Here is a 19,114-nt window from a genome sequence, read left to right on the forward strand (position 1 = left end):
CCGCCGGATTCTTTTGAAACGTCCTGTCTTTGGTGATCATCACCACAAGACAGGGCGTTTTTTTATTTGGGATGGGGGAAGGGGAAGATTTTTTTCTCTTCAGCCCCAGATCCTTCGAACGGTCCTATGGGCACATTGTCGGAAGAAAGCATGCCGAAGGGGGCATGCTTTCCAGAAAAGAGGGCTGAACTATTGGATACGAGGTTCTGTTTTTTGTACGGAGCCAAGGATCTTGCCAATTTCTCCCAGCAATGGTCGCAGTTTTTCTTGGGAGGATTGGGGAATCATGAGCATGGGGATTTTACGGTTTTCGGGCATAGAAACGTCTGTGCTGCCGGGCTTCAGGATTTCCATGAGAAGATCCATAAGATTGGCGCTTTTTCCTCCGATATCCAAATGCTCCACGGCCTGTAGAAAAAGGGTGTGCAGTAAAATGGCTTCTTCTTCCATATCCGCAAGGCCGCTGGTTTCACAGGGTGTTTTGGAAATCATGCAGCGACAGGCCATGGGACGGTGCGCATAGGCTCCGCATTTTCCTGTTTTTTCATCCAGGATGGGGCAAGGCCACCAGGAAGGATCTGCGGGATCCTCAGGGGGATCTTCGCCCGCCATATAAAGGGCTGCCATGGCGTTCAGCGTCAGGGAGGGCTGCATGCGGAGGAGCGTGGGCTTGTGAGAAAAAGCTGCCAGGAGGCGATTTATTTCTTCTTGCCCCATACCCCCCAGGAGGTAGTCACCTTCAAGGCTGGTCATGACGACGTTGCGAGTGCAGCAGAAAGTGCATCCTGGGGCGCAGGACTGGTTAAAATTCTGAAAAGCCGTTGCCTGGAGATCATAGAGATTCTTGAGGGCTTGAAGGGCGGAAATATCAGACATGGAGACTCCTTGGCGTTGTGGGAATGACAGATTGGCGGAAGCTTTGCGGTTTTTGCTCGGGAATGTCAAGGCGGGAGTTGCAGAAAGTTTGGGGAAAGGGTTTTTTTATGAAATTTTAAGAAAATCTTCTTGACCCGTTGAGTAAAAGGAGATAAAGACAACATCTGTTTCAGGCGCGTAGCTCAGTTGGTAGAGCGCTACCCCGACACGGTAGAAGTCTCCGGTTCGAGTCCGGACGCGCCTACCATTTATACACCAAGAACCCGGTATGGCCAAGGCCTGCCGGGTTTTTTGTATTTTGTTTGTTTTTTAGCCCTTGGTGGGCTCTCACAGGAGGGGGCATGCCCTTTGGAAAAAAAATGCATGTTGTCTTGCTGCAACTTCCCATTCCAAGACTCACCTATGGTCTGCGGACGGGTAACGTGCCTTTGGGGGCTGCCTGTCTCAAACAGGCGGTTCTGGATCTGGATGTCAAAGTGACCCTGGTGCCGGAGAGCCTGGCCTCCTATCTTGCCGACGCCGCACTGGAAGACTGGGTTGTGGCGCAAAATCCTGATGTCCTGGGCTTTTCAGTTTTTTGCTGGAATGTGGACAGGGCGCGGTATCTTGCGGCAAGGATCAAGGAGCGGTGTGGCTGCCGCATTCTCTTTGGAGGGCCTGAAGTGACTCCGGATAATACCCGATGCCGGGATGAGGCTGTGGATCTTTATATTCATGGAGAAGGAGAAGCTGCGTTCCGGGCACTTTTGCAAAACCCGGAACTCTGGTCTGCGGGGAATCTATGCATGGACGGGGCGGACATTTTTGAAAAAAGCCTGAGTCCTTATCTGGCCGATCTTCTGGAGCCGCATATCGAAGACATGATGCTCCTTGAAACCCAGCGGGGATGTCCTTTCCGCTGTGGGTACTGTTTTTATAATAAAGCCCGGAAAAAAAGGGTTTTCCGGCCCATTCCCATCCTTATGGAGGAAATCCGATGGGCCATGGATCGGGGCCTTTCCGAGCTTTTTCTTTTGGACCCAACCTTGGATGGTCGTAGGGATCTTAGCGAATTTCTGGATACCCTGATTCGGGTGAACCGGGGGCAAAAGCTGCGTATTCAGAGTGAAATCCGGGCCGAGGGTATTACCCGCGACCTTGCGGAAAAGTTTGCAAGGGCCGGGTTTGAAGGATTTGAGATTGGCCTTCAGAGTACGAACCCGGAGGCCTTGCGGCAGATGAATCGGCCCACGGATCTCAAGGCCTTCCTGAGAGGGGTCGGCTATCTGAAGGATGTGGGGATTCTGCCGCGCATTGATCTCATCGCAGGGCTTCCCGGGGATGATCCCGATGGATTTCTGCGATCTGTGGATTTTGTGGCCTCCCATGGACTCTCCGATGATGTCCAGGTTTTTCCCTTAAGCATTCTGCCGGGAACGGATTTCAGGCAGAGGGCCGGTGAACTGGGGCTGCTCTTCGGGGCCTCGCCTCCTTACACGGTGATATCCACTCCGTCTTTTTCCGAAGAGGCTCTGCAACACGGCCTTTATGCAGCAGGGGAGAGGCTGGACACAGCGCTTTACCCGTTTCCGGATTTTGATGGTGTGTATCACAGAGGATCGGGAAAGATGGAGGATATCCATGTTTTTCCTGGAAAAGATGCCCTGTTTTCCCAGACTGGGGGGAGCCAGGGGTATCTGGCCAAGCTTTTTTTTCCTGGAAGACGGAAAATCGAAGAGGTGCGGGATGCAGCCCGGAGACTCACCCAGCCCTATCAGGTTCTCATTCCTCCGGATGGAGCGGATATGTCAAGACTTGAATCCCTGGTATCCATGCTGGCGATCCTGCATCCCTTCACACCTTTTGATATGGTTTTTTTTGACCCCCCCGGTTCGCTGGACACCCAGCGTCTTCTTGAAGCCTTTGCTGTGCCAAGGCCGCATTTTCTGGATGGAGATTTGCGTTTTCTTGAGGAAAAACCAGGTAATCGAAGTTTGGTCTTTACGCGGGTGTCAGATGTTTTTTCGGATACCTGGGAGGGAGCCATGCATCGCAGGGTTTATTGGTGGCGTAAAAAGAGTCTTCCGGGTCGGGATATTCTGGAGGCTTTAGACGATTGGGATGCTGTTTTGCTGGACAGTCGGGTTCCCCAAGCGAAAATGTATGCCTGGCAGGATGCCATGGCCTCCTTTGCAGATCTGCTGCCCCTTTTGACCTTTAGTGACATGGCCCTCCAGCTGCGCTGGCTGGGGCTTACCGCAAAGGATACATACTGGCCGGGAGCCTTTTCTGCGCTGTGAGCAGAGCCGCCCTTGGCCGCAAACGAAATTTTTGCGTGGGATTCTTGTTTTCTGTCGGTAAAGGGTATAGAAGAAAGACCGGATTCTTTATAAGGACAGGCTCTGTTTTGTGATGAAGCCCATGGTTTCCGATCTGTTTCAGAAAGATCTTGATTCTTCAGAATTGCGTTCAGCATGGGGGGACGGGATTTTTCAGGCACAAGGATTGTGTCGGAATTTCTGTACAGGGGTTCATGGGGGCTGGGTCAGGGAATCTTTTTGGGATGTGAAGGCGTAGATGCCGACATCCTTATGTGGCGTTTTTTTATACCTCAAAGCAAGGAGAATCCTATGAAACGTATGTTTGCTGCTCTGCTTCTTGGTCTGTTTGTGGCTGCCCCTGCATTTGCTGTGAATAAGGATAATGTGGGTTGTGGTCTGGGTTCCATGCTGATGCAGGAAAAGGAAGGCCTGGTTTGGGAAATCATGGCGACTACCACCAACGGTACTTCTGGTAACCAGACCTTTGGTATCAGCTCCGGAACCCTCGGATGCGAAAAGCCTGCGAAGCTTGCAGTACGGGAACAGCTGGATCGTTTTGTAGCGGATAATATGGATGCCCTTGCCGTGGATATCGCCATGGGTGAAGGTGAAACCCTGGGTACCCTGGCGGAGCTGGCCCTGGTGGAAGAAGGCCGTAAGGCGGATTTCTTTGCCGCTCTGCAGATGAACTTTGATCAGATTTATCCTGATGGTGGTATCAACAGCGTACAGGTTGTGGATCAGATCACCTCGGTTCTGGAAAGAATCTGATCATGGGTTCATAAGCGAGGCCTTTTATGCCTTTGGAAGAGCATAAGGGTTTCTTAAGGCTTCTGTTTTGATGACAACAATCCGACCTTTCCTGTGGGGGGGTCGGATTTTTGCATAATAGCCCCTTTAAGGAGATGGTCTTTTGCATAAAAGCTTTTGTGGGAAAAAAATATGGCTCGGATGTCTGATTCTGTGGGGCTGTTTTTTTTCGCAGGTCTATGGGAGGGATGGCGAAGCGGTGGAGATGCTGGTGGCCCGGGCGAAGGTACTGGGTCTTGCTCAGGATTCCTACTGGCACGTCCTTTACCATTACCATAAACCTTTTTGGGGTGGAACCCGAAGCCGCATCGATCACGAAGGTTTTTTTGTCTCGCCCGAGGGGAAAACGGATCCTCAAGCGGAAATGGATGCGGTGATACGTCTGTTGTTTTCGGGAAAAGTGGAAAATCTTTGCCCCTACATCGCACGATACCACTGGCTCCATGCGCAGCTTGGGGCAGAATCGGGGAGTTTCCCTGAGCCACGGTGCGCTGAGATTGAAGATATCCAGCCGTCTTCCGCCCGTCTTGTTTTTCCCACGTATTATATGAACAGCCCGGCTTCCATGTTTGGGCACACCCTCCTGACCCTGCGTCTGGATAATACATCCCGCATGCTGGATAAGGCTGTGAATTATTCGGCCTTTACCCAGGAAACCAATGGTTTTGTTTTTGCCTTTAAAGGCATTTTTGGTTTTTATTCTGGCTATTTCAATGTGTTACCCTATTATAAGAAAATGCAGGAATACGGAGAAATTAACCAGCGGGATATCTGGGAATATCGCCTGGATCTGAAGCCCCATGAGATGGAGGCCATGGTTCGACATATTCGTGAGATGGAGGGCGTGGATTCAGACTATTATTTTTTTGATGAGAACTGTTCCTTTACCCTGATGTATACGGTGGAGGCGGCACGGCCCGGTCTTCGGATCACGGAATCTTTTCCTCTCTGGGTGATTCCTGTGGATACGGTGCGGGCTCTGGAAAGGGAAGGCTTGATTGCGGAAGCGGAGTACCGGCCCAGCCGCGCGACGATTATCCGGCACAGGCTTTCCCTTTTGTCCCCAGAAGATCAGGCGCTTGCCTTGCAGATCCTGGAAGGAAAGGAGCCGCCGGAAAGGGTGATGGATCTTCCGGAAGAGGATGCGGTCCGGGTTTTGGATACGGTGATTGACTGCATACGCTATCGTTTTGTTAAGCGGAAGATGGAGTTGGATGCCTATCAGAAAACCCTGATGGCCACGCTGCGGGTGCGCAGCCGACTTGGTGGTGCGGATGCGCTGCCACCTGTTCAGGAACCGAGGCGACCGGAAACCCTTCATGCTTCCGGTCGTTTTTCCATGGGCGTCCAGGGTGTGGAAGGAAGGGCTGCCATGACGCTTTCCTGGAGACCGGCTTTTACGGATCTGACGGATCCCGATTATCCGGAGCATGACGGCATCCGTATTGTTTTCGGGGAAACCCGGCTGCGTCTCGGGCCTGAAGGGGAGGGTGCCAATCTGGAAAGCCTGGATGTGATCGACATTGTGTCCCTTTCTCCGAGAAACCGATTTTTTACCCCCCTTTCCTGGGCTGCGGGTGTGGGTATCGAAGGCATTCCAGGTGAGGAGCAGGGTCGATTGATGCGACTTTCCGGAGGGGTCGGGTTTTCCTGGGCAGGCGGGCGCACGGGGCTTTTTTATCTTTTGGCGATGCCGAGGCTTTTTGTGGGAGGTGATCTCGATTCGGGCTATTCCCTGGGGCTTGTGGGCAGGGGCGGCTGGATTTTCAGACTTTTTGAACAGAGCAAGTGGCAGGTTTTCACGGAAGGAGGGGCCTCTGGGCTGGGTCATGAAGGGAGGATGCTGGCCTTTGGCGTTGAGGGAAGCCTGCGGTTGCATGAAAATCTGCACCTTGGGGTGTCCGTGATGCACCAGGATCGCTGGGGAAGTTCAGATCTGCGGACTCTTGGGGAGTTGCGCTGGTTTCATTAGAGTGCCACGGTCTTATCCTGGAAAAGATACGCAGCCTCTGTTCTCCTTAAGATCTTGAAATTTTTGATTCCTGAAGGATAAAGAGGGGCTTTTCTGTGGACACCCTGGTTTTTTATGGTTTATATTCCTTTAAAAAATTCACCAGGATTTGAATCGCACCGCAGCCTGTGTTGCGGCGTTTTGTCGAAGGGAAACTTGTGAAGTTACTCAGAAGAAAGATTCTGGCGCATTCCTGAAATTTGGTTCCTGGGCAGCTTTTAAAGAGGACGTCCCCACCAAGGCTTTTTGTCTTAAAAAGCCTTTTAAAAAGGAGAGAAACCATGAATTTTCTGAACAACCTTAAAGTGGGCAGGCGTATGGCCCTGGGCTTTGGTCTGCTCACACTCACGATTCTCTTTCTGGGGGGTATGGGCTATGTGGCGGCTTTGCGTAACGCCCAGATTATCGATGAAATTGCCGTGGTGCGTCTTCCGAGCCTGGATGCCATACTGACCATGGAATATGAGCTTGGGAAGGTGATTGCTGCCCAGCGTACCCTGCTGAATCCCAGAAACCCCATGGAGGTGAGGGAAGAGCAATATGCGGTGATTGCTGCGGCGCGTGAAGCTTACCGGGCAGCCATGGATCTGTACGCCCCTTTGCCCCAGACCCCGGAAGAAAGTCGGGAGTGGCAGGCTTTTCTTCAGGTTTTTGAAGAGTGGCGGAAGGTGAATGACGCCTTTTTCAATCTCTCACGGAATCTCGATGCCACGGGCATTCTGAACCCGGATGAGCTCCTTGGTTATCTGCAGATGTTTCGTGTGGATCACTATACCCTTATGAATCAGGTTGCGGATTTTATTCTGACGGGGGAGACCTATGAGGGCGGAGGGGACCATACCGCCTGCAACTTTGGCCGCTGGATGGCGACTTTTTCGACTTCCAACCGAAATCTGCAGGCTGCCATCCAGAGCGTGCAGGCGCCCCATCGTATTTTCCATGAAAGTGCGCTTAAAATTCCGGAGCTGATGGCAAAGGACAATCGAAATGAGGCTTTACGTGTCTTTCACGAAGAAATGCAGGGTTCCGCAGAAAAGGTGTTTGAAGGTTTTGATGTCTTAATTGATGAGGCCTTTAGGATTCAGGATATACAGAACGAAATGACAGAAATGGCCATGGTGCAGGTACTGGGACTGCAGGAAAAAGCCTTGCATCATTTAAATGAGGTTGTGGAGATCAACCGTGAAATCGCTCGGAATGAAAACATGAGGGCCCAGGCTCAAGCCTCTTCGGCGAAGGCCTGGACCCTCGCCGCCCTTGTCTTTGCCCTGGCTTTCGCCCTTGTTTTTGGCGTGATTCTCACCCGAAGTATTGTGCAGCCCTTGGGGCAGAGCGGAAGGCTGTTCAAAGCCATTTCTTCGGGCGACATGACCGCTACGGTGCCCCAGGATCTTTTGGCAAGAAAGGATGAATTGGGAGACATGGGGCGGCAGATGGCGGAGATGGCGGCTTCCCTGCGTGGCATCTTTACCCGCCTTAATGGCGGAGTCAACACACTGGCTTCTTCTTCCACGGAGCTTTCCGGAATATCGGAACAAAGTGCCCAGGGGGCTCAGGAATCCAGCAATCGGGCTGAAACCGTTGCTGCTGCGGCCGAGGAAATGACCACCTCATCGCGGGCCATGGCGGAAAAGATGGCCCGCTCTTCGGGTAATCTCAATTCCGTAGCTTCGGCCATGGAAGAGATGACAGCGACCATTGCAGAAATTGCCGGTAATACGGCCAAGGCCAATACCAGCACCGAGCTTTCGGTGAAGCAGGCCGAAGGCTTTGCCGAAGTCATGAAAAAACTGGGCGCTGCAGCTCAGGAAATCGGCAAGGTAACGGAAACCATTAACGGTATCTCGGAACAGACCAATCTTTTAGCCCTGAATGCCACCATTGAAGCGGCCAGAGCCGGAGAAGCAGGCAAGGGATTTGCCGTGGTGGCCGGAGAAATTAAGGAACTGGCCGGACAGACAGCGAGAGCCACGGGGGATATCCGGGAAAAAATCAATGGCATTCAGACGGCCTCAGAAAGGGCCAGTGCGGATATTGAAGGTATTGTGAAGGGTATTCAGGGTGTGAACCACATTGTGGGAACCATTGCTGCGGCCATTGAAGAGCAGTCTTCTGCTATCCGGGAAGTGGCGGCGAATATTGCTTCCGCATCGGAGATGGTGGAAGAGGCGAACAATCAGAGCGGAGAAATGACCCAGGTCTCCGATGAGATTGCAAGGGATATGGCCTCGGTGAGCGCAGCGGCCACTCAGGTAAAAGGCGCCAGCAGCCAGGTCCAAGACACGGTACGGGAGCTTTCCAGGCTTTCCGATGAAATCCGTGAGATGATGCGACGTTTTAAGGTGTAGACGCATTCAAGGTTTTAAAGAAGAAAAGGGCTGCCCTGGGAAAATCGGGGCCGCCCTTTTTTTATGTCTGAACCGCAGGCCTTGTTGACCTGAAAACCTATACAAGGATGTCTTCAAGCCCTGCCTTGTACCGGGTATCCACCGCGGGCCAGTCAATGATGCCAAAGAAGGCTTTGATATAGTCTGGTCTTCGGTTTTGGTATTTCAGATAGTAGGCATGCTCCCACACATCCAGCCCCAGGATTGGGATTTTACCATGCATGATGGGGCTGTCCTGATTGGGAAGAGCTGAAAGCTCAAGTTCTTTTTTTTCATTGAGCAGAAGCCACATCCATCCGGACCCGAAAAGGCCCGCAGCACCTGCGGTGAAAGCCTGGACAAAGTCTTCATAGGTTCCGAATGCCTTTTCAATTGCTTTGAGGATTTCGCCCTGGGGTTTTTCTCCGGTTTTGAGGATTTTCCAGAAAAGGCTGTGGTTGGCATGTCCGCCGCCGTGGTTTCGTACGGCTGTGCGGATGACCTCTGGGACTTCCTGTATGCCTTTCAGCAGTTCATAGAGATTTTTTTTCTGAAGTTCGGGGTGCCCCTCCAGGGCAGCATTGAGTTTATCCACATAGGTCTGGTGATGTTTGGTGTGGTGGATTTTCATGGTCTGTGCATCGATATGGGGTTCCAGCGCCTCATAGGCGTAGGGAAGTTCGGGAAGCTGGTGCAGCATGGGGTACCTCCTTGGTTTTTCCGTTTTATGGAAGAAAAAGCAGATGCCGCATTTCGATAATAGGATTTATTTTTGTTTTGTCAAAAAAAGTACGCTCATTATTTATCGTATGAAAAAGGCGATTGAACGGAGCTTGGGGGAACCCTGCGTGGAAGGTGAGGAGGTTTTTTTCTGCGTTATGGTTTGGGGATGGGCGTTTCGGGCCGAGAGGACGCGACTTGGATGCCAAGCAACAAACAGATGAAGGGATTTTCAGCTTTACAGGGTTGGGGGGGCTTGATATGTTTAGCCTGTTGGCTAAATAACGAAAAAGGAGGTTTCATGTCTGGAGAAAAGAACTGGTTTCCCCAAGAAGGTCAGGGGATTCTGATACGAAAACGTTATGGCGATGTGGCTTTGGGGAAAGCTTTGGGCTGCTGCGGACAGGGCAGCTTTGTGAGTATTGAGGCGACTCGTCTCGGGTACACGATGGCAGAGGAAACGGTTGCGCCGGAAGGGGCGAATCTGGGCCTTGGCTGTGGCAATCCCCTGGCTCTTGCTGTCCTCAAACCCGGAGAGGTCGTGTTGGATCTGGGGAGTGGGGCGGGTTTTGACGCCTTCCTTGCGGCAGAACGGGTGGGGCCGGAAGGCCAGGTCATTGGCGTGGACATGACGCCGGAGATGGTGGAAAAGGCCAGGGCCAACGCAAAAAAGGCCGGGGTGTCTCAGGTTTCCTTCCGTCTTGGCGAGATCGAATATCTTCCCGTGGCTGATGCTTCTGTGGATGTGATTATCTCCAACTGCGTGATCAACCTGTCCTCAAGAAAGGATAGGGTGTTGCAGGAGGCCTTCCGTGTCTTACGCAGGGGCGGTCGACTTGCCATTTCCGATGTGGTGCAGATCAAGCGCTTTGATGAGATTCTGGAGGAAGATCCTGAAGCCCTCTGCGCCTGAGTGACGGGCGCAATAGCGCCGGAGCTTCTGGAGAAGCTCCTTTCAGATGCGGGTTTTACGGATATTGAGATTGAAGTGCAGGAAGAAAGCCGGGAATTTATCAAGGAATGGTTACCTGGGATGAATGCAGCGGCTTATGTGCGCAGCGCCCGGATTCAGGCCCGTAAGAAATAGGAGGGCTCAGGTCCAATGGGAATTCATGCTGCATGACGTGAAAGGGCGTTCTTCATCTCAGGGATCCTTTTTTAAGGACAGTTGCGTTTTTTCGAATTGACAGGAAAAAAAAGACGCAATATTTTTGAAAAATCAAAGAAACCACTGATATTTTCCGTATTTCGTCTGGAATCGGCATTTTTAGAGAACGTTTTTTTGGGGTTCTGCCTTCACTCAGACAGCTGGTTAAGTCAGTTTCCGGATATGTTGCGCGTGTTCTTGAAGGCTTTGACGAAGGCCCCCATAGATGAAGGGGGATGGATAGCACATTTGGAAAAAGGAGTTCTGATGGCGCATATCGCTCACAGGTCCGGCTATTCTGAACTGATTGATCGTCTGAATCGTTTTCCACAGGGGGCGCCATTTTCAGAAACCTTATATAAGATCCTCAAGATTCTTGTCAGCGAACGGGAGGCCGGTTTGATGGCCCTTCTTCCCATCAAACCCTTTACGTCTGAAGCGGCGGCAAGGGTATGGAAGGTGAATCTTACTCAGGCCTGCCGGATTCTGGAAAGCCTTGCGGGCCGGGCTCTTCTTGTGGACATGGAGAAAGATGGGGAAATTTATTATGTACTGCCGCCGCCGATGGCGGGTTTTTTTGAGTTTTCCATGATGCGGACACGTGGAGATATTGATCAGCGTCTTTTAGGAGAACTTTTTTATCAGTACATGAATGTGGAAGAGGAGTTTATTGCAAGCCTTTTTGTTCATGGGGAAACCCAGCTTGGCCGGGTTTTTGTTCAGGAACCCATGCTGCCTGCGGATGACGGCGTGTATGTACTGGATTATGAGCGCGCCAGTGAGGTGATGCGGGACGCTTCCCACCGTGGAATCAGTATGTGTTATTGCCGCCACAAGATGTTGCACATGGGACGTAGCTGTGAAGCTCCCATGGATATCTGTATGACCTTCAATACTTCTGCAAGATCCCTGATCAAGCACGGATACGCCCGCGAGGTGGATGTGAGCGAAGGGCTTGATCTTTTGCAGAAGGCCTACGAGCATGGCCTGGTTCAGTTTGGCGAGAACGTTCGCCAGCGTGTGAACTTTATCTGTAACTGTTGCGGATGCTGTTGCGAAGCCATGATTGCAGCCCGAAAATTTGGGGTACTTCATCCTGTGCATACATCCAATTTTCTTCCCGTTGTGGACGAAGCGTTTTGCAATGGGTGCGGGAAATGTGTGGCGGCCTGTCCTGTGGAAGCTCTGGGACTGGTGTCCGCCAATGATCCGCGTCAGCCCAAGAAAAAAAAGGCACGGATCCAGACAGAGATCTGCCTGGGATGCGGGGTTTGTGTCCGTGCCTGCACGGAGAAGGCTCTGGGATTGCAGGCGCGGGAAAAACGGGTGATCACACCTCTGAATTCGACCCATCGTTCTGTGGTGATGGCCTTGGAGCGGGGTGCTTTGCATCACATGATTTTTGATAATCGGGTGATGTGGAACCACCGGGCCCTGGCCGCGGTTTTGGGGGTGATTCTCCGCTTGCCGCCTGTGAAAAAAGCTCTGGCGACCCAGCAGGTGAAATCCAGATATCTGGAGTATCTTATTGCAACGCTGGATCTGTAACCCCTTGGGTTTCTTTTTTTCTTTTGCGGTTCTGGTGATAGAGTGCCTGCATGATCCGGATCAGATTGGCATAGGAGAGATCTTCCACCTTGTCCACGCCATAATACTGCTGAGCCATGGAATCGACATAGCTGCGGGGGTGTTTCATATCCGCCAGAATGGCTTCGATTTTTTCCATGCAGGCCTGCCGGGTATGGGTTGCGCCGTTGGAATAAGCTTGGGTGGAGCCGGTTTCAGAATTTTTCTTCCAATGGTTGAGGTGGAGAGGAACTTCCGGATTTTCCGTATCGGGCAGACTGAAATGCGCAATCATTCTATGGCGTTGTCCCAGGGTGAGTTCGGAGATGTCAATGGCGGATTCTGTACCTGAGACGCGATGGATCAGGGGCTTCCAGAACGTTTTATGGACTTCATAGGGTCTGCCGGATAAGGCCATGGCCCGGTACAGAATTTTGGTCTGCTGTGCATAAATGGCCTCGGCTGCCAGGGCTGGGTCTGGGGGAGGCTTGGACACCGTGGGCAAAGGCAGGCTGGGAGCTGGGGACTCCAGGAGAACGCGATAGGCTTCAAGGAGTTGCTCGGCTCTCTGGATATGCCGAAGCATATCCTGTTTGAGCCTTTTTATGGATGCAGATCCCCTTGCAGGGACGGGGGCGTACGATGCGGATGCTGCATTGGCGTCAGGCGCACAGGGATCCTGAACGAGTCCGTTTCGGACCTGTATTCTGCACCAGGTCAGGGCTTCATCCCGATTCATGTCTGTCAGTTCCTGCAGGTCATCCAGGGTCATGCGGTTGCGCATGCGCAGCATTTTCCACATGGCCATGCGGCGGGATTTGCGACCCTCCAGCTCCTCTTTTCTGTCCACGACTGCATAAACACCAATGCCGATGCGACGAAGCATACAGCTGAAATACAGTTGGAAAAGGGCCACCCTCACCGTTTCTCTCTGGGCCGGGGTATCCGGCAATCTCAGATGTGCGATGACCTCGCTGGCAGAGGCTGTTCCCAGGGTTTCCACCGCCTTCCATACATTCTGGTCCAAGTGTTCCTCCTCCTGCATTGCTGCTTTCTCCTGCCTTCTGGGTAAGTCTGAAGGGTTTTTCTTGTAGAGGCCTTGCGCGTCAAAGTGTCATAAGGAGCCTTGCTTTTTTACCCGGCACCTGGTTTTATCCCATCCTGTGCGAGGCTCCATTGCACCATGTTGCGCCCGCTGAAAGGATGTGAGCTGTTGCGGGATTTTCAGCTCCAGAATTTTCGTTTCAGGCGATCTTCAATGAGTTTCTGCATGCGTGCGCTTTTGTATCTTCCATCAATCACATTCCAGATGCTGCTCCGGGAAACCCCCCATTCCCGTGCCCATTGAGCCACATTCTCCCCCAGAATTCCGATGGTCCCCCGGATTTCCCGCGCTATTCTGAAGCGTTCCTCTTCATGGGGTCCTGAATCCGTCGGCAAGTACAGGGTGCATCGCATTTTCTTTGCCGGTTTTGCTGATCCCTTCATCCTGTTTCTCCTTTGGCGTTATCCGTTTTCGCCGGATTTTCAATGCTTCGTCTGAGCGAGGCTGTGGGAAGCCTTGTTCTTCCTGCGGGCGGTTTTCCAGGTTTGAACAACCCGGAAAGGAAGGGGATGGGACGCCTCTGGGGGCTGGTGTAAAACAATGCGGGTTCGGTAAGAGGGGCCCGCATCTACCTGGGAGGCCTCCGGCCCGACGGATCTCATCGCCTCATGTGGGAATGCGTGAGATTAGAGTTGTTCCAATCCAATCAAAACGGTAAAACCTACCAAGACATGTTTTGTTTTCTGGTGAATTATAAGTTTCAGGCTGTTTATATGTCAAGTCTGAATCGGATTTATTGTAGGTTTTACGGGGTATAATTCAGTCTTCGAAGAGCGGGGTGGGGATTTATGGTGTCTGGATCCGGAAAATCAGAGTCTTTTTCTGATTCTGAACAGGCTTCTGCTGCAAAAGGAACATTCCGGGAACGCTATGCCCGGATTCTGAGCGCTGTGGGTGCCACAACGGATGCGGGACTGGCAAAGGCTTTGGGGATTAAAAGTCAGTCTTTGGCTGGTTCGAAAAAAAAAGGTAAGATTCCTCCTTTATGGATTGAGGTGATTGCGGAAAAATATGGGGTCTCGGCAGACTGGCTTCTTTTTGGCGAGGGACCTGTCAGGCGGGGGGATGTTCTTTCCCAGGTCCATTCTCTGTCATGTGTTTGTGAAAAGGAGGGGAGGGGACGGCTGGAATGCCAGGAGTCACCTTCCTCTGCCTATCCATCCATGCAGGAAAAAGCGCGGTCTCATACAGAAGATGCGCCGTCCTCCTCCCATGCCGCGAAAATCGGTATCTATGAATTCTTTCCTCTGGTGGGGGCACGATTGGGTCCGGAGGGGCGTCTCTTGCAGGAGAAGGGCGGCGGTGCTGCTTCCTACGCCTTTCAGCGGGACTGGATTGCGGATGTGGCTTCCAGTGGCCAAAGACTTGTCATGATGCGCATGGCCGGTAGAAGTGAAAACATTATTTGAGACGGAACTGGTGAGACGGAACTGATGCGGGATTTGGTGGGATGATCTGAGATTTTGCGGGATGTGCAGGACTGGCGCGGGTTTGCGGGGATGGGGGCGGTCATTTTCGGGGGGTGCAGGTTTGCTCTGATTATTTGAGATTTCCGAAGAAAAAATAAAGAGGCTTCCAAAGTCGTTTGGGGCCTCTTTTTTATTGCGTGATCGGCTATCGAAAACAGAAGGCCGTATTACATCTTCATGATGATGGCATAAAGTTTTTTCAGATCTCGTTCTCCCAACTGTGTAAGAGAGGAGACCTGCTTTCCAAGGCGCTCAAGAACTATATGATAGATATCCCCCTTGGAAAGATTCAGGTTTTTAGCCCTAGCGTTAATGGCAGCGTAGTGTTCGTTTCGCCACTGCGCATTGTCGTTTCTTCTTAATTTTGGCCGCATAATTGCGGATTGCTGTTTCAGCCAAGCCAGCACAGAATCTCCAAGTTCTGCCGGTATTGCATGATATGTTGGTACATTATATCGTTTTTTGATGGCGCTGTACCATTTTGAAAAAGCTTTCTGGCTTGTGAGGCCACCAGCTTTCTCCTTATCAGCAAGCTTCTTCACAGCCTCCTGGATGGCTTGAGCTTGGGCAGGAGTGATGTGTTCCGGTCCAGGTGTGAATTCTGTCTTATTCACAATTTTATCAGTTTTGATAACTGTGGAATTGGCCCCGATTGCAAAAGCGTTTCCCTGGCCATTTGCTGTGATATTAAGTACCTGCGGCTGCGCTTCTCGCTCCTTTTCTCTTGCGACTGCCATCAAATCCACAACCTTTTTTTTGATCTGTTCTTCGGCCATACTACCCTCCTCTACGCTACGAGTTTTAAGTATTTTAAAACAGTTCCGGAATCTGTTTCATTTCCGGACTTCTGGAAATGCTCATAGAGCAATGCGACGAGTTGAGCTTTTTTGTCAGGCTCTAAGTCTTTGTTCAGCATTTGTAGTCCTTCTTCCACGCCAGATATAATACTTTGTAATAATTGAAAATTGAGTGGTGCCACGTCCGGCGTAGCGGCGCATCTATCCCTAGTGAGGCGTCGCAGCTCTACTGCGCTCTTGATGCCTTGTCCGGTGGCAAGCCAATCAAGAGTTACGCCAGCCGCAAAAGCTATTGCTGCGAGATGGTCTGCCCGAGGGCTTGCGCCTTTCAGGATATTTCTCAGGGTACTCTCTCCTATTCCGGCTCGTCGAGCAAAAGCAGCTACAGGCTCCCCGTCAAGGCATTCCGAGAGTCTTCCGGACAGGTCTTTTTCTTCCCCGGAAAATGACCTGTGAAAGTGACCAGTGGCTATCTGGTCATTTTCTTTGCAATATTTTGTTTTCATTGGATAAATCCATAATATTCTCGAAATAGCAGGAAAATGCGAAAATGACCGTTGACACCCGCAGAAAACTGCGGCATAGTGTGGCTAACATACACACCATAAAGAGGAGTGACCGAAATGTCCAACTGGAAAATGAGCCGCAAGACTGTAAAGCCCCTGGGAGATGCACTCTATGTCCGGGCGAGGCTGTGTCTGCTGGGTTGGCCGAGCGTCGCTCGGTGGGCCAATCATCATGACTATGCAGTAGGTACAGTGCGGGAAGTCCTGCGCCGCTGGTCTCATAAAACGTGCGAGCCGCTGGGCGGTGTGTCTCGGGATATTATGCGGGACATCAGGAAGACGCTGGAGAATGACATCACGCCAGAAATGACAAAAAAAGCATAAATTCCGAGGATTGCCATGAAGAAGTGGTTCACAACACAAGAGCTAGCAGGTATGCCGGGGATGGCGCAGACTCCATCTGGCGTGATTCGGTGGGCTCAAAAAAATTTAACCCAGAGTCGCAGAAAAATGCGAGGTAAAGGGTTTGAATACCACTTCTCCAGTCTCCCCGAGGAAACGCAGTGTCATCTGGTACGCGAAGAAGCCCTTGCCACAGCCGCAGATATGGCTTCCTCCTCTTCCAGTTTTTCCCCTCCCGCCCCGTCTTCCAATCTCCCCGCCGTTTCCCCGCAGGTTTCCACCGATGCCCAGGCCCTTGTGGCGGCGGTTCGGGAGGATGCCACGAACGTGCATGTGGGTATGCTCATGACCCTTGACGAGGGCTGTGCCAAACGGCGCAGTGAGGAGGCCATGCGGCGGTATCGGATGATCGAGCCGCTGCTCTCCTTCCCGCTCCGGGTCAAAGGTCGCCGGGAGAAGGCGGAAGTGCTGGCCGAGGCCCATGGCGTGTCTGTGCCTACCCTGTACCGCTGGGAAGAAAAGTACCGCAAGGGCGGGATCACGGCCCTTATGGATAAGGTGCGCACGGATCGGGGGCAGGCCCGGACGCTGATCTCCCAGCGGTGGGAGGAGATGGCGGCAGGCTCCGGAATAAGTAAAGAAAAGATCATGGAAATAGCTCATGAAATGACTCTTTCCGTGCGGGGCCTCTGGGCGCAGGCGGATACCTCCATCCGGCAGGTGCAGAACCTTGCACGGCCTGTGCTCTATAAGCTTTCCGTGGCGGCGGGGATGTCCGATGCGGTGGCAAAGCGATGCTGCAAGGTGCCACGGAAGTTTGTGGAGTCGGAGCGGCGCTACTCCATGATCGCCACCCACAAGCGGGATGCCAAAAAATTCTACGATACCCACCAGACCCCCATTTACCGAACCCGTGAGAAGTACGCCCCCGGAGACCTTGTGTTCGGGGATGTGTCCCCCTGCGACATCCCGGTGCTGCGGGCCGATGGCAAGCTGGCCTGGGCGCGGCTGATCGTCTGGCAGGATGCGGCCACGAACATGATCCATGTGACGGGGTATCTGCCAGAAAAGGGAACGGGGGTGCGGCGGGAGCATGTGGCGCTGTCTTTTGCCTCCATGTGCGCCCATTCGCCCTGGGGGATGCCCAAACGGCTCTATCTGGACAACGGGTCAGAATACTCCTGGACGGAGATGCTGGACGCATGGAGCGAGCTGGCCACCCTGTCCGGCGGGGCCTTTGGCGGGGTTCAGATGAACACCGAAGAGGGGCGCATCATCCGCACCCAGCCGTTCAAGCCACGGGCCAAGAACCTTGAGGGGATTTTCTCTGCCCTGTCCTGGTATCTGGGCTGGCATCCGCTGTACGCAGGCGGCGACCGCATGGTGAAGCGCACCCGGCGGCTGGGCAAGGCTCCGGAGGCCACATCCCTTGAGGATCTCAAGAACTTTTTTAGCGATGCCATCCCCTACTATCACGCCACACCCCAGAGCGGGGAGCACATGAAGGGCCGGTCTCCGGTGCAGGTGCTTACGGAGTGGACGGAGAGCGGGTGGCGGAAGCTGACGGTGGACGAAGAGGCCCTGATGCTGGCCTTTGCCGACCGCAGCGAGCGGGTGGTGACAGCCGGTACGGTGGCATCGGGGGGCTGGCGCTACTACCACGAGGCCCTGCACCAGTACGACGGGGAGAAGCTCCTTGTGCGGCACCCCAGGCACAACCCCGTGTGCAGTTATGTGTTTAAGGATTCCAAGTTCCTTTGTGTGGCCCGCCCCATGCCCGTTTACGATCTGGCCGACCCTGAGGGGGCCAAGTATGCGGGCAAGCTGGCCAAGGAGGCCCGGAAGGCGGTGCAGATCATGAAGGGGGAAGTGAGCTGGCTGGAGCCTCGGGAGCTGATGCGGGAATTCGCCCAGCTGGCGGGTGTCCGGGAGGCCATTGATGCCACGGATGCCGGAGCCGGTCAGATTCGCATTGCTCTCACACCGGAAGCACAGGCGCTGTACGACAACCGCCACAAGGCCGTCGAACAGACCTTGTCTATAGCAGCAAAGTCGCAGGATGCGGAGACGCTCTCCCTCAATCGCTGGGGTGTGCAGGAAGACCCGGAGATTGCGGCCCTGAGGGCGCAAGGCTGGTAAACCATCATCTTCAAGGAGAAGAATCATGAACGAAAACAGCATCGTAGTATTGGGAGAATCTGGCCAGGTCACCATGCATTGCCCTGTGTGCGAACGCAAGCGGGTGGTGCAGTTTGGGCCGGACTACATCGGCGATGAGGATTTCCGGGCCGCTGCTGCGGTGCAGCCCTGGAACGTTACCTGCCCGGAGTGTGAAGCCGTTCTCTGGCCCTTCTTTGAAGGTCAGGTGCCGGGATGCTGGCCGGATGTGGCCATGAGCCTTCAGCTGAACGATAACCCGGAACTGCTGGATCTGGCCCGCAGGGCAGCGGGTGTCGGGGGCGGGATTGGTTTCCACGTCTGTCATGGACGGGGGCAAAGGACGGTGATCGGAATCTCTGGCATCACGATTTCTGTAGACACAATCTCTGAAATCACAATTTCTGGCAATTTTTAACCGGGAGGCAGCTGTGGAAATCGCAGAAACCAAATTCATACGGGAAGCACTGGCTCTGGCATCGCTGCTGAAGGCCACCCCCGGAGCGTCCGTGGGGGAGATCATTGGCGACACGGGCACGGGCAAGACCATGGCGGCCCGCGCCATCATGTCCCGCCATGCTGCCATGCGGGTGTGTGCCTATGAGGGGATGAGCCGGTATGCCCTTCTGGGCGGCGTGGCTGCTGCCGCCGGGATTGAGGGGCCATTTACCCGGTGGATGGGGATGCTGGCGGAGTGGGGCCTTTCTCAGGCGGAGCGCCCCCTCCTTATTATTGATGAGGCGAACAAGCTGCGCTGGCAGGCCCTGGAGGCCCTGCGGTATCTGGCCGATGAGTGCGGCTTTGCCGTACTGCTGGTGGGAACAGAAATCTATGAACGCCAGTTCGTGAACGCCAAGACCCGCCCCCTGCTGCTTCAGCTTG

At 53.2% G+C, this 19,114-nt stretch carries 17 protein-coding genes and 1 tRNA gene; 12 read left to right on the top strand and 6 right to left on the bottom strand.

Features of this window, described 5'->3' with window-relative positions; translation table 11 throughout:
* Positions 1–189: 189 nt before the first annotated feature.
* Positions 190–876: a YkgJ family cysteine cluster protein gene (locus RBR60_RS14340; protein WP_320357998.1), complete on the bottom strand. Its 687-nt coding sequence runs from the start codon at positions 874–876 to the stop codon at positions 190–192.
* A 171-nt stretch (positions 877–1,047) separates the two neighbouring features.
* Between RBR60_RS14340 and RBR60_RS14345 the strand changes: the two genes are divergently transcribed.
* From RBR60_RS14345 to RBR60_RS14365, 5 genes are all read left to right on the top strand, one after another.
* A tRNA-Val gene (locus tag RBR60_RS14345) sits at positions 1,048–1,123 on the top strand.
* Positions 1,124–1,217: 94 nt separating this feature from the next.
* Positions 1,218–3,155 carry a B12-binding domain-containing radical SAM protein gene (locus tag RBR60_RS14350; protein ID WP_320358001.1) on the top strand — a complete coding sequence of 646 codons (1,938 nt, stop codon included), beginning with the start codon at positions 1,218–1,220 and terminating at the stop codon, positions 3,153–3,155.
* 330 nt (positions 3,156–3,485) lie between these two features.
* Positions 3,486–3,947, top strand: a complete 462-nt coding sequence (locus RBR60_RS14355; protein ID WP_320358003.1) for a DUF3015 family protein — start codon at positions 3,486–3,488, stop codon at positions 3,945–3,947.
* 250 nt (positions 3,948–4,197) lie between these two features.
* Positions 4,198–5,958, top strand: a complete 1,761-nt coding sequence (locus RBR60_RS14360; protein ID WP_320358005.1) for a DUF4105 domain-containing protein — start codon at positions 4,198–4,200, stop codon at positions 5,956–5,958.
* Positions 5,959–6,278: 320 nt separating this feature from the next.
* The gene (locus RBR60_RS14365; RefSeq protein ID WP_320358007.1) at positions 6,279–8,345 is read left to right on the top strand and encodes a methyl-accepting chemotaxis protein; all 2,067 of its coding nucleotides are present in this window, start codon (positions 6,279–6,281) and stop codon (positions 8,343–8,345) included.
* A 97-nt stretch (positions 8,346–8,442) separates the two neighbouring features.
* On the opposite strand, the gene RBR60_RS14370 is transcribed toward RBR60_RS14365, so the two are convergent.
* Positions 8,443–9,063 (bottom strand): superoxide dismutase, encoded by a 621-nt coding sequence (locus RBR60_RS14370; RefSeq protein WP_320358009.1) that lies wholly within the window; start codon positions 9,061–9,063, stop codon positions 8,443–8,445.
* Positions 9,064–9,384: 321 nt separating this feature from the next.
* Here RBR60_RS14370 and arsM point away from each other — a divergent pair, with 321 nt between their 5' ends.
* Positions 9,385–10,170, top strand: coding sequence for an arsenite methyltransferase (arsM, locus tag RBR60_RS14375; RefSeq protein ID WP_413815473.1), 786 nt, complete (start codon positions 9,385–9,387; stop codon positions 10,168–10,170).
* A gap of 327 nt (positions 10,171–10,497) precedes the next feature.
* Positions 10,498–11,778, top strand: a complete 1,281-nt coding sequence (locus RBR60_RS14385) for a 4Fe-4S dicluster domain-containing protein (protein ID WP_320358015.1) — start codon at positions 10,498–10,500, stop codon at positions 11,776–11,778.
* Here RBR60_RS14385 and RBR60_RS14390 read toward each other — a convergent pair.
* Positions 11,756–12,823 (bottom strand): hypothetical protein, encoded by a 1,068-nt coding sequence (locus tag RBR60_RS14390; protein ID WP_320358017.1) that lies wholly within the window; start codon positions 12,821–12,823, stop codon positions 11,756–11,758. The two genes, RBR60_RS14385 and RBR60_RS14390, sit on opposite strands and share 23 nt — an antisense overlap.
* 197 nt (positions 12,824–13,020) lie before the next feature.
* A complete protein-coding gene (locus tag RBR60_RS14395; protein WP_320358019.1) occupies positions 13,021–13,284 on the bottom strand; it encodes a hypothetical protein in 264 nt (87 codons plus the stop codon).
* A gap of 405 nt (positions 13,285–13,689) precedes the next feature.
* On the opposite strand from RBR60_RS14395, the gene RBR60_RS14400 reads away from it, so the two are divergent.
* A complete protein-coding gene (locus RBR60_RS14400) occupies positions 13,690–14,310 on the top strand; it encodes a helix-turn-helix domain-containing protein (RefSeq protein WP_320358020.1) in 621 nt (206 codons plus the stop codon).
* Between the two features lie 227 nt (positions 14,311–14,537).
* Here RBR60_RS14400 and RBR60_RS14405 read toward each other — a convergent pair whose 3' ends face one another.
* Together RBR60_RS14405 and RBR60_RS14410 are read right to left on the bottom strand one after the other, a co-directional pair.
* Positions 14,538–15,146, bottom strand: a complete 609-nt coding sequence (locus RBR60_RS14405; protein WP_320358022.1) for a hypothetical protein — start codon at positions 15,144–15,146, stop codon at positions 14,538–14,540.
* Positions 15,147–15,157: 11 nt separating this feature from the next.
* Complete coding sequence (locus RBR60_RS14410) at positions 15,158–15,673, bottom strand: helix-turn-helix transcriptional regulator (RefSeq protein ID WP_320358024.1); 516 nt, start codon at positions 15,671–15,673, stop codon at positions 15,158–15,160.
* A gap of 117 nt (positions 15,674–15,790) precedes the next feature.
* Between RBR60_RS14410 and RBR60_RS14415 the strand changes: the two genes are divergently transcribed.
* The 4 genes from RBR60_RS14415 to RBR60_RS14430 form a co-directional block, all read left to right on the top strand.
* Positions 15,791–16,057, top strand: a complete 267-nt coding sequence (locus RBR60_RS14415) for a hypothetical protein (RefSeq protein ID WP_320358026.1) — start codon at positions 15,791–15,793, stop codon at positions 16,055–16,057.
* Positions 16,058–16,108: 51 nt separating this feature from the next.
* A complete protein-coding gene (locus RBR60_RS14420; protein WP_320358033.1) occupies positions 16,109–18,214 on the top strand; it encodes a DNA-binding protein in 2,106 nt (701 codons plus the stop codon).
* A gap of 25 nt (positions 18,215–18,239) precedes the next feature.
* On the top strand, positions 18,240–18,650 hold the full coding sequence (locus tag RBR60_RS14425) for a hypothetical protein (RefSeq protein ID WP_320358028.1): 411 nt from the start codon (positions 18,240–18,242) through the stop codon (positions 18,648–18,650).
* Between the two features lie 13 nt (positions 18,651–18,663).
* Positions 18,664–19,114, top strand: a 451-nt coding sequence (locus RBR60_RS14430) for an ATP-binding protein (RefSeq protein ID WP_320358030.1), incomplete at its 3' end; no start/stop codon positions are given.

Origin of the sequence: Desulfobotulus sp. (genome assembly GCF_034006065.1) — a bacterium.
GTDB lineage: Bacteria > Desulfobacterota > Desulfobacteria > Desulfobacterales > ASO4-4 > Desulfobotulus.

Coding starts and splice junctions, on each gene's coding strand:
- RBR60_RS14340 (WP_320357998.1), bottom strand. CDS start 876: ATGTCTGATATTTCCGCCCTTCAAGCCCTCAAGAATCTCTATGATCTC.
- RBR60_RS14350 (WP_320358001.1), top strand. CDS start 1,218: ATGCCCTTTGGAAAAAAAATGCATGTTGTCTTGCTGCAACTTCCCATT.
- RBR60_RS14355 (WP_320358003.1), top strand. CDS start 3,486: ATGAAACGTATGTTTGCTGCTCTGCTTCTTGGTCTGTTTGTGGCTGCC.
- RBR60_RS14365 (WP_320358007.1), top strand. CDS start 6,279: ATGAATTTTCTGAACAACCTTAAAGTGGGCAGGCGTATGGCCCTGGGC.
- RBR60_RS14370 (WP_320358009.1), bottom strand. CDS start 9,063: ATGCTGCACCAGCTTCCCGAACTTCCCTACGCCTATGAGGCGCTGGAA.
- RBR60_RS14385 (WP_320358015.1), top strand. CDS start 10,498: ATGGCGCATATCGCTCACAGGTCCGGCTATTCTGAACTGATTGATCGT.
- RBR60_RS14395 (WP_320358019.1), bottom strand. CDS start 13,284: ATGAAGGGATCAGCAAAACCGGCAAAGAAAATGCGATGCACCCTGTAC.
- RBR60_RS14400 (WP_320358020.1), top strand. CDS start 13,690: ATGGTGTCTGGATCCGGAAAATCAGAGTCTTTTTCTGATTCTGAACAG.
- RBR60_RS14405 (WP_320358022.1), bottom strand. CDS start 15,146: ATGGCCGAAGAACAGATCAAAAAAAAGGTTGTGGATTTGATGGCAGTC.
- RBR60_RS14410 (WP_320358024.1), bottom strand. CDS start 15,673: ATGAAAACAAAATATTGCAAAGAAAATGACCAGATAGCCACTGGTCAC.
- RBR60_RS14415 (WP_320358026.1), top strand. CDS start 15,791: ATGTCCAACTGGAAAATGAGCCGCAAGACTGTAAAGCCCCTGGGAGAT.
- RBR60_RS14420 (WP_320358033.1), top strand. CDS start 16,109: ATGCCGGGGATGGCGCAGACTCCATCTGGCGTGATTCGGTGGGCTCAA.
- RBR60_RS14425 (WP_320358028.1), top strand. CDS start 18,240: ATGAACGAAAACAGCATCGTAGTATTGGGAGAATCTGGCCAGGTCACC.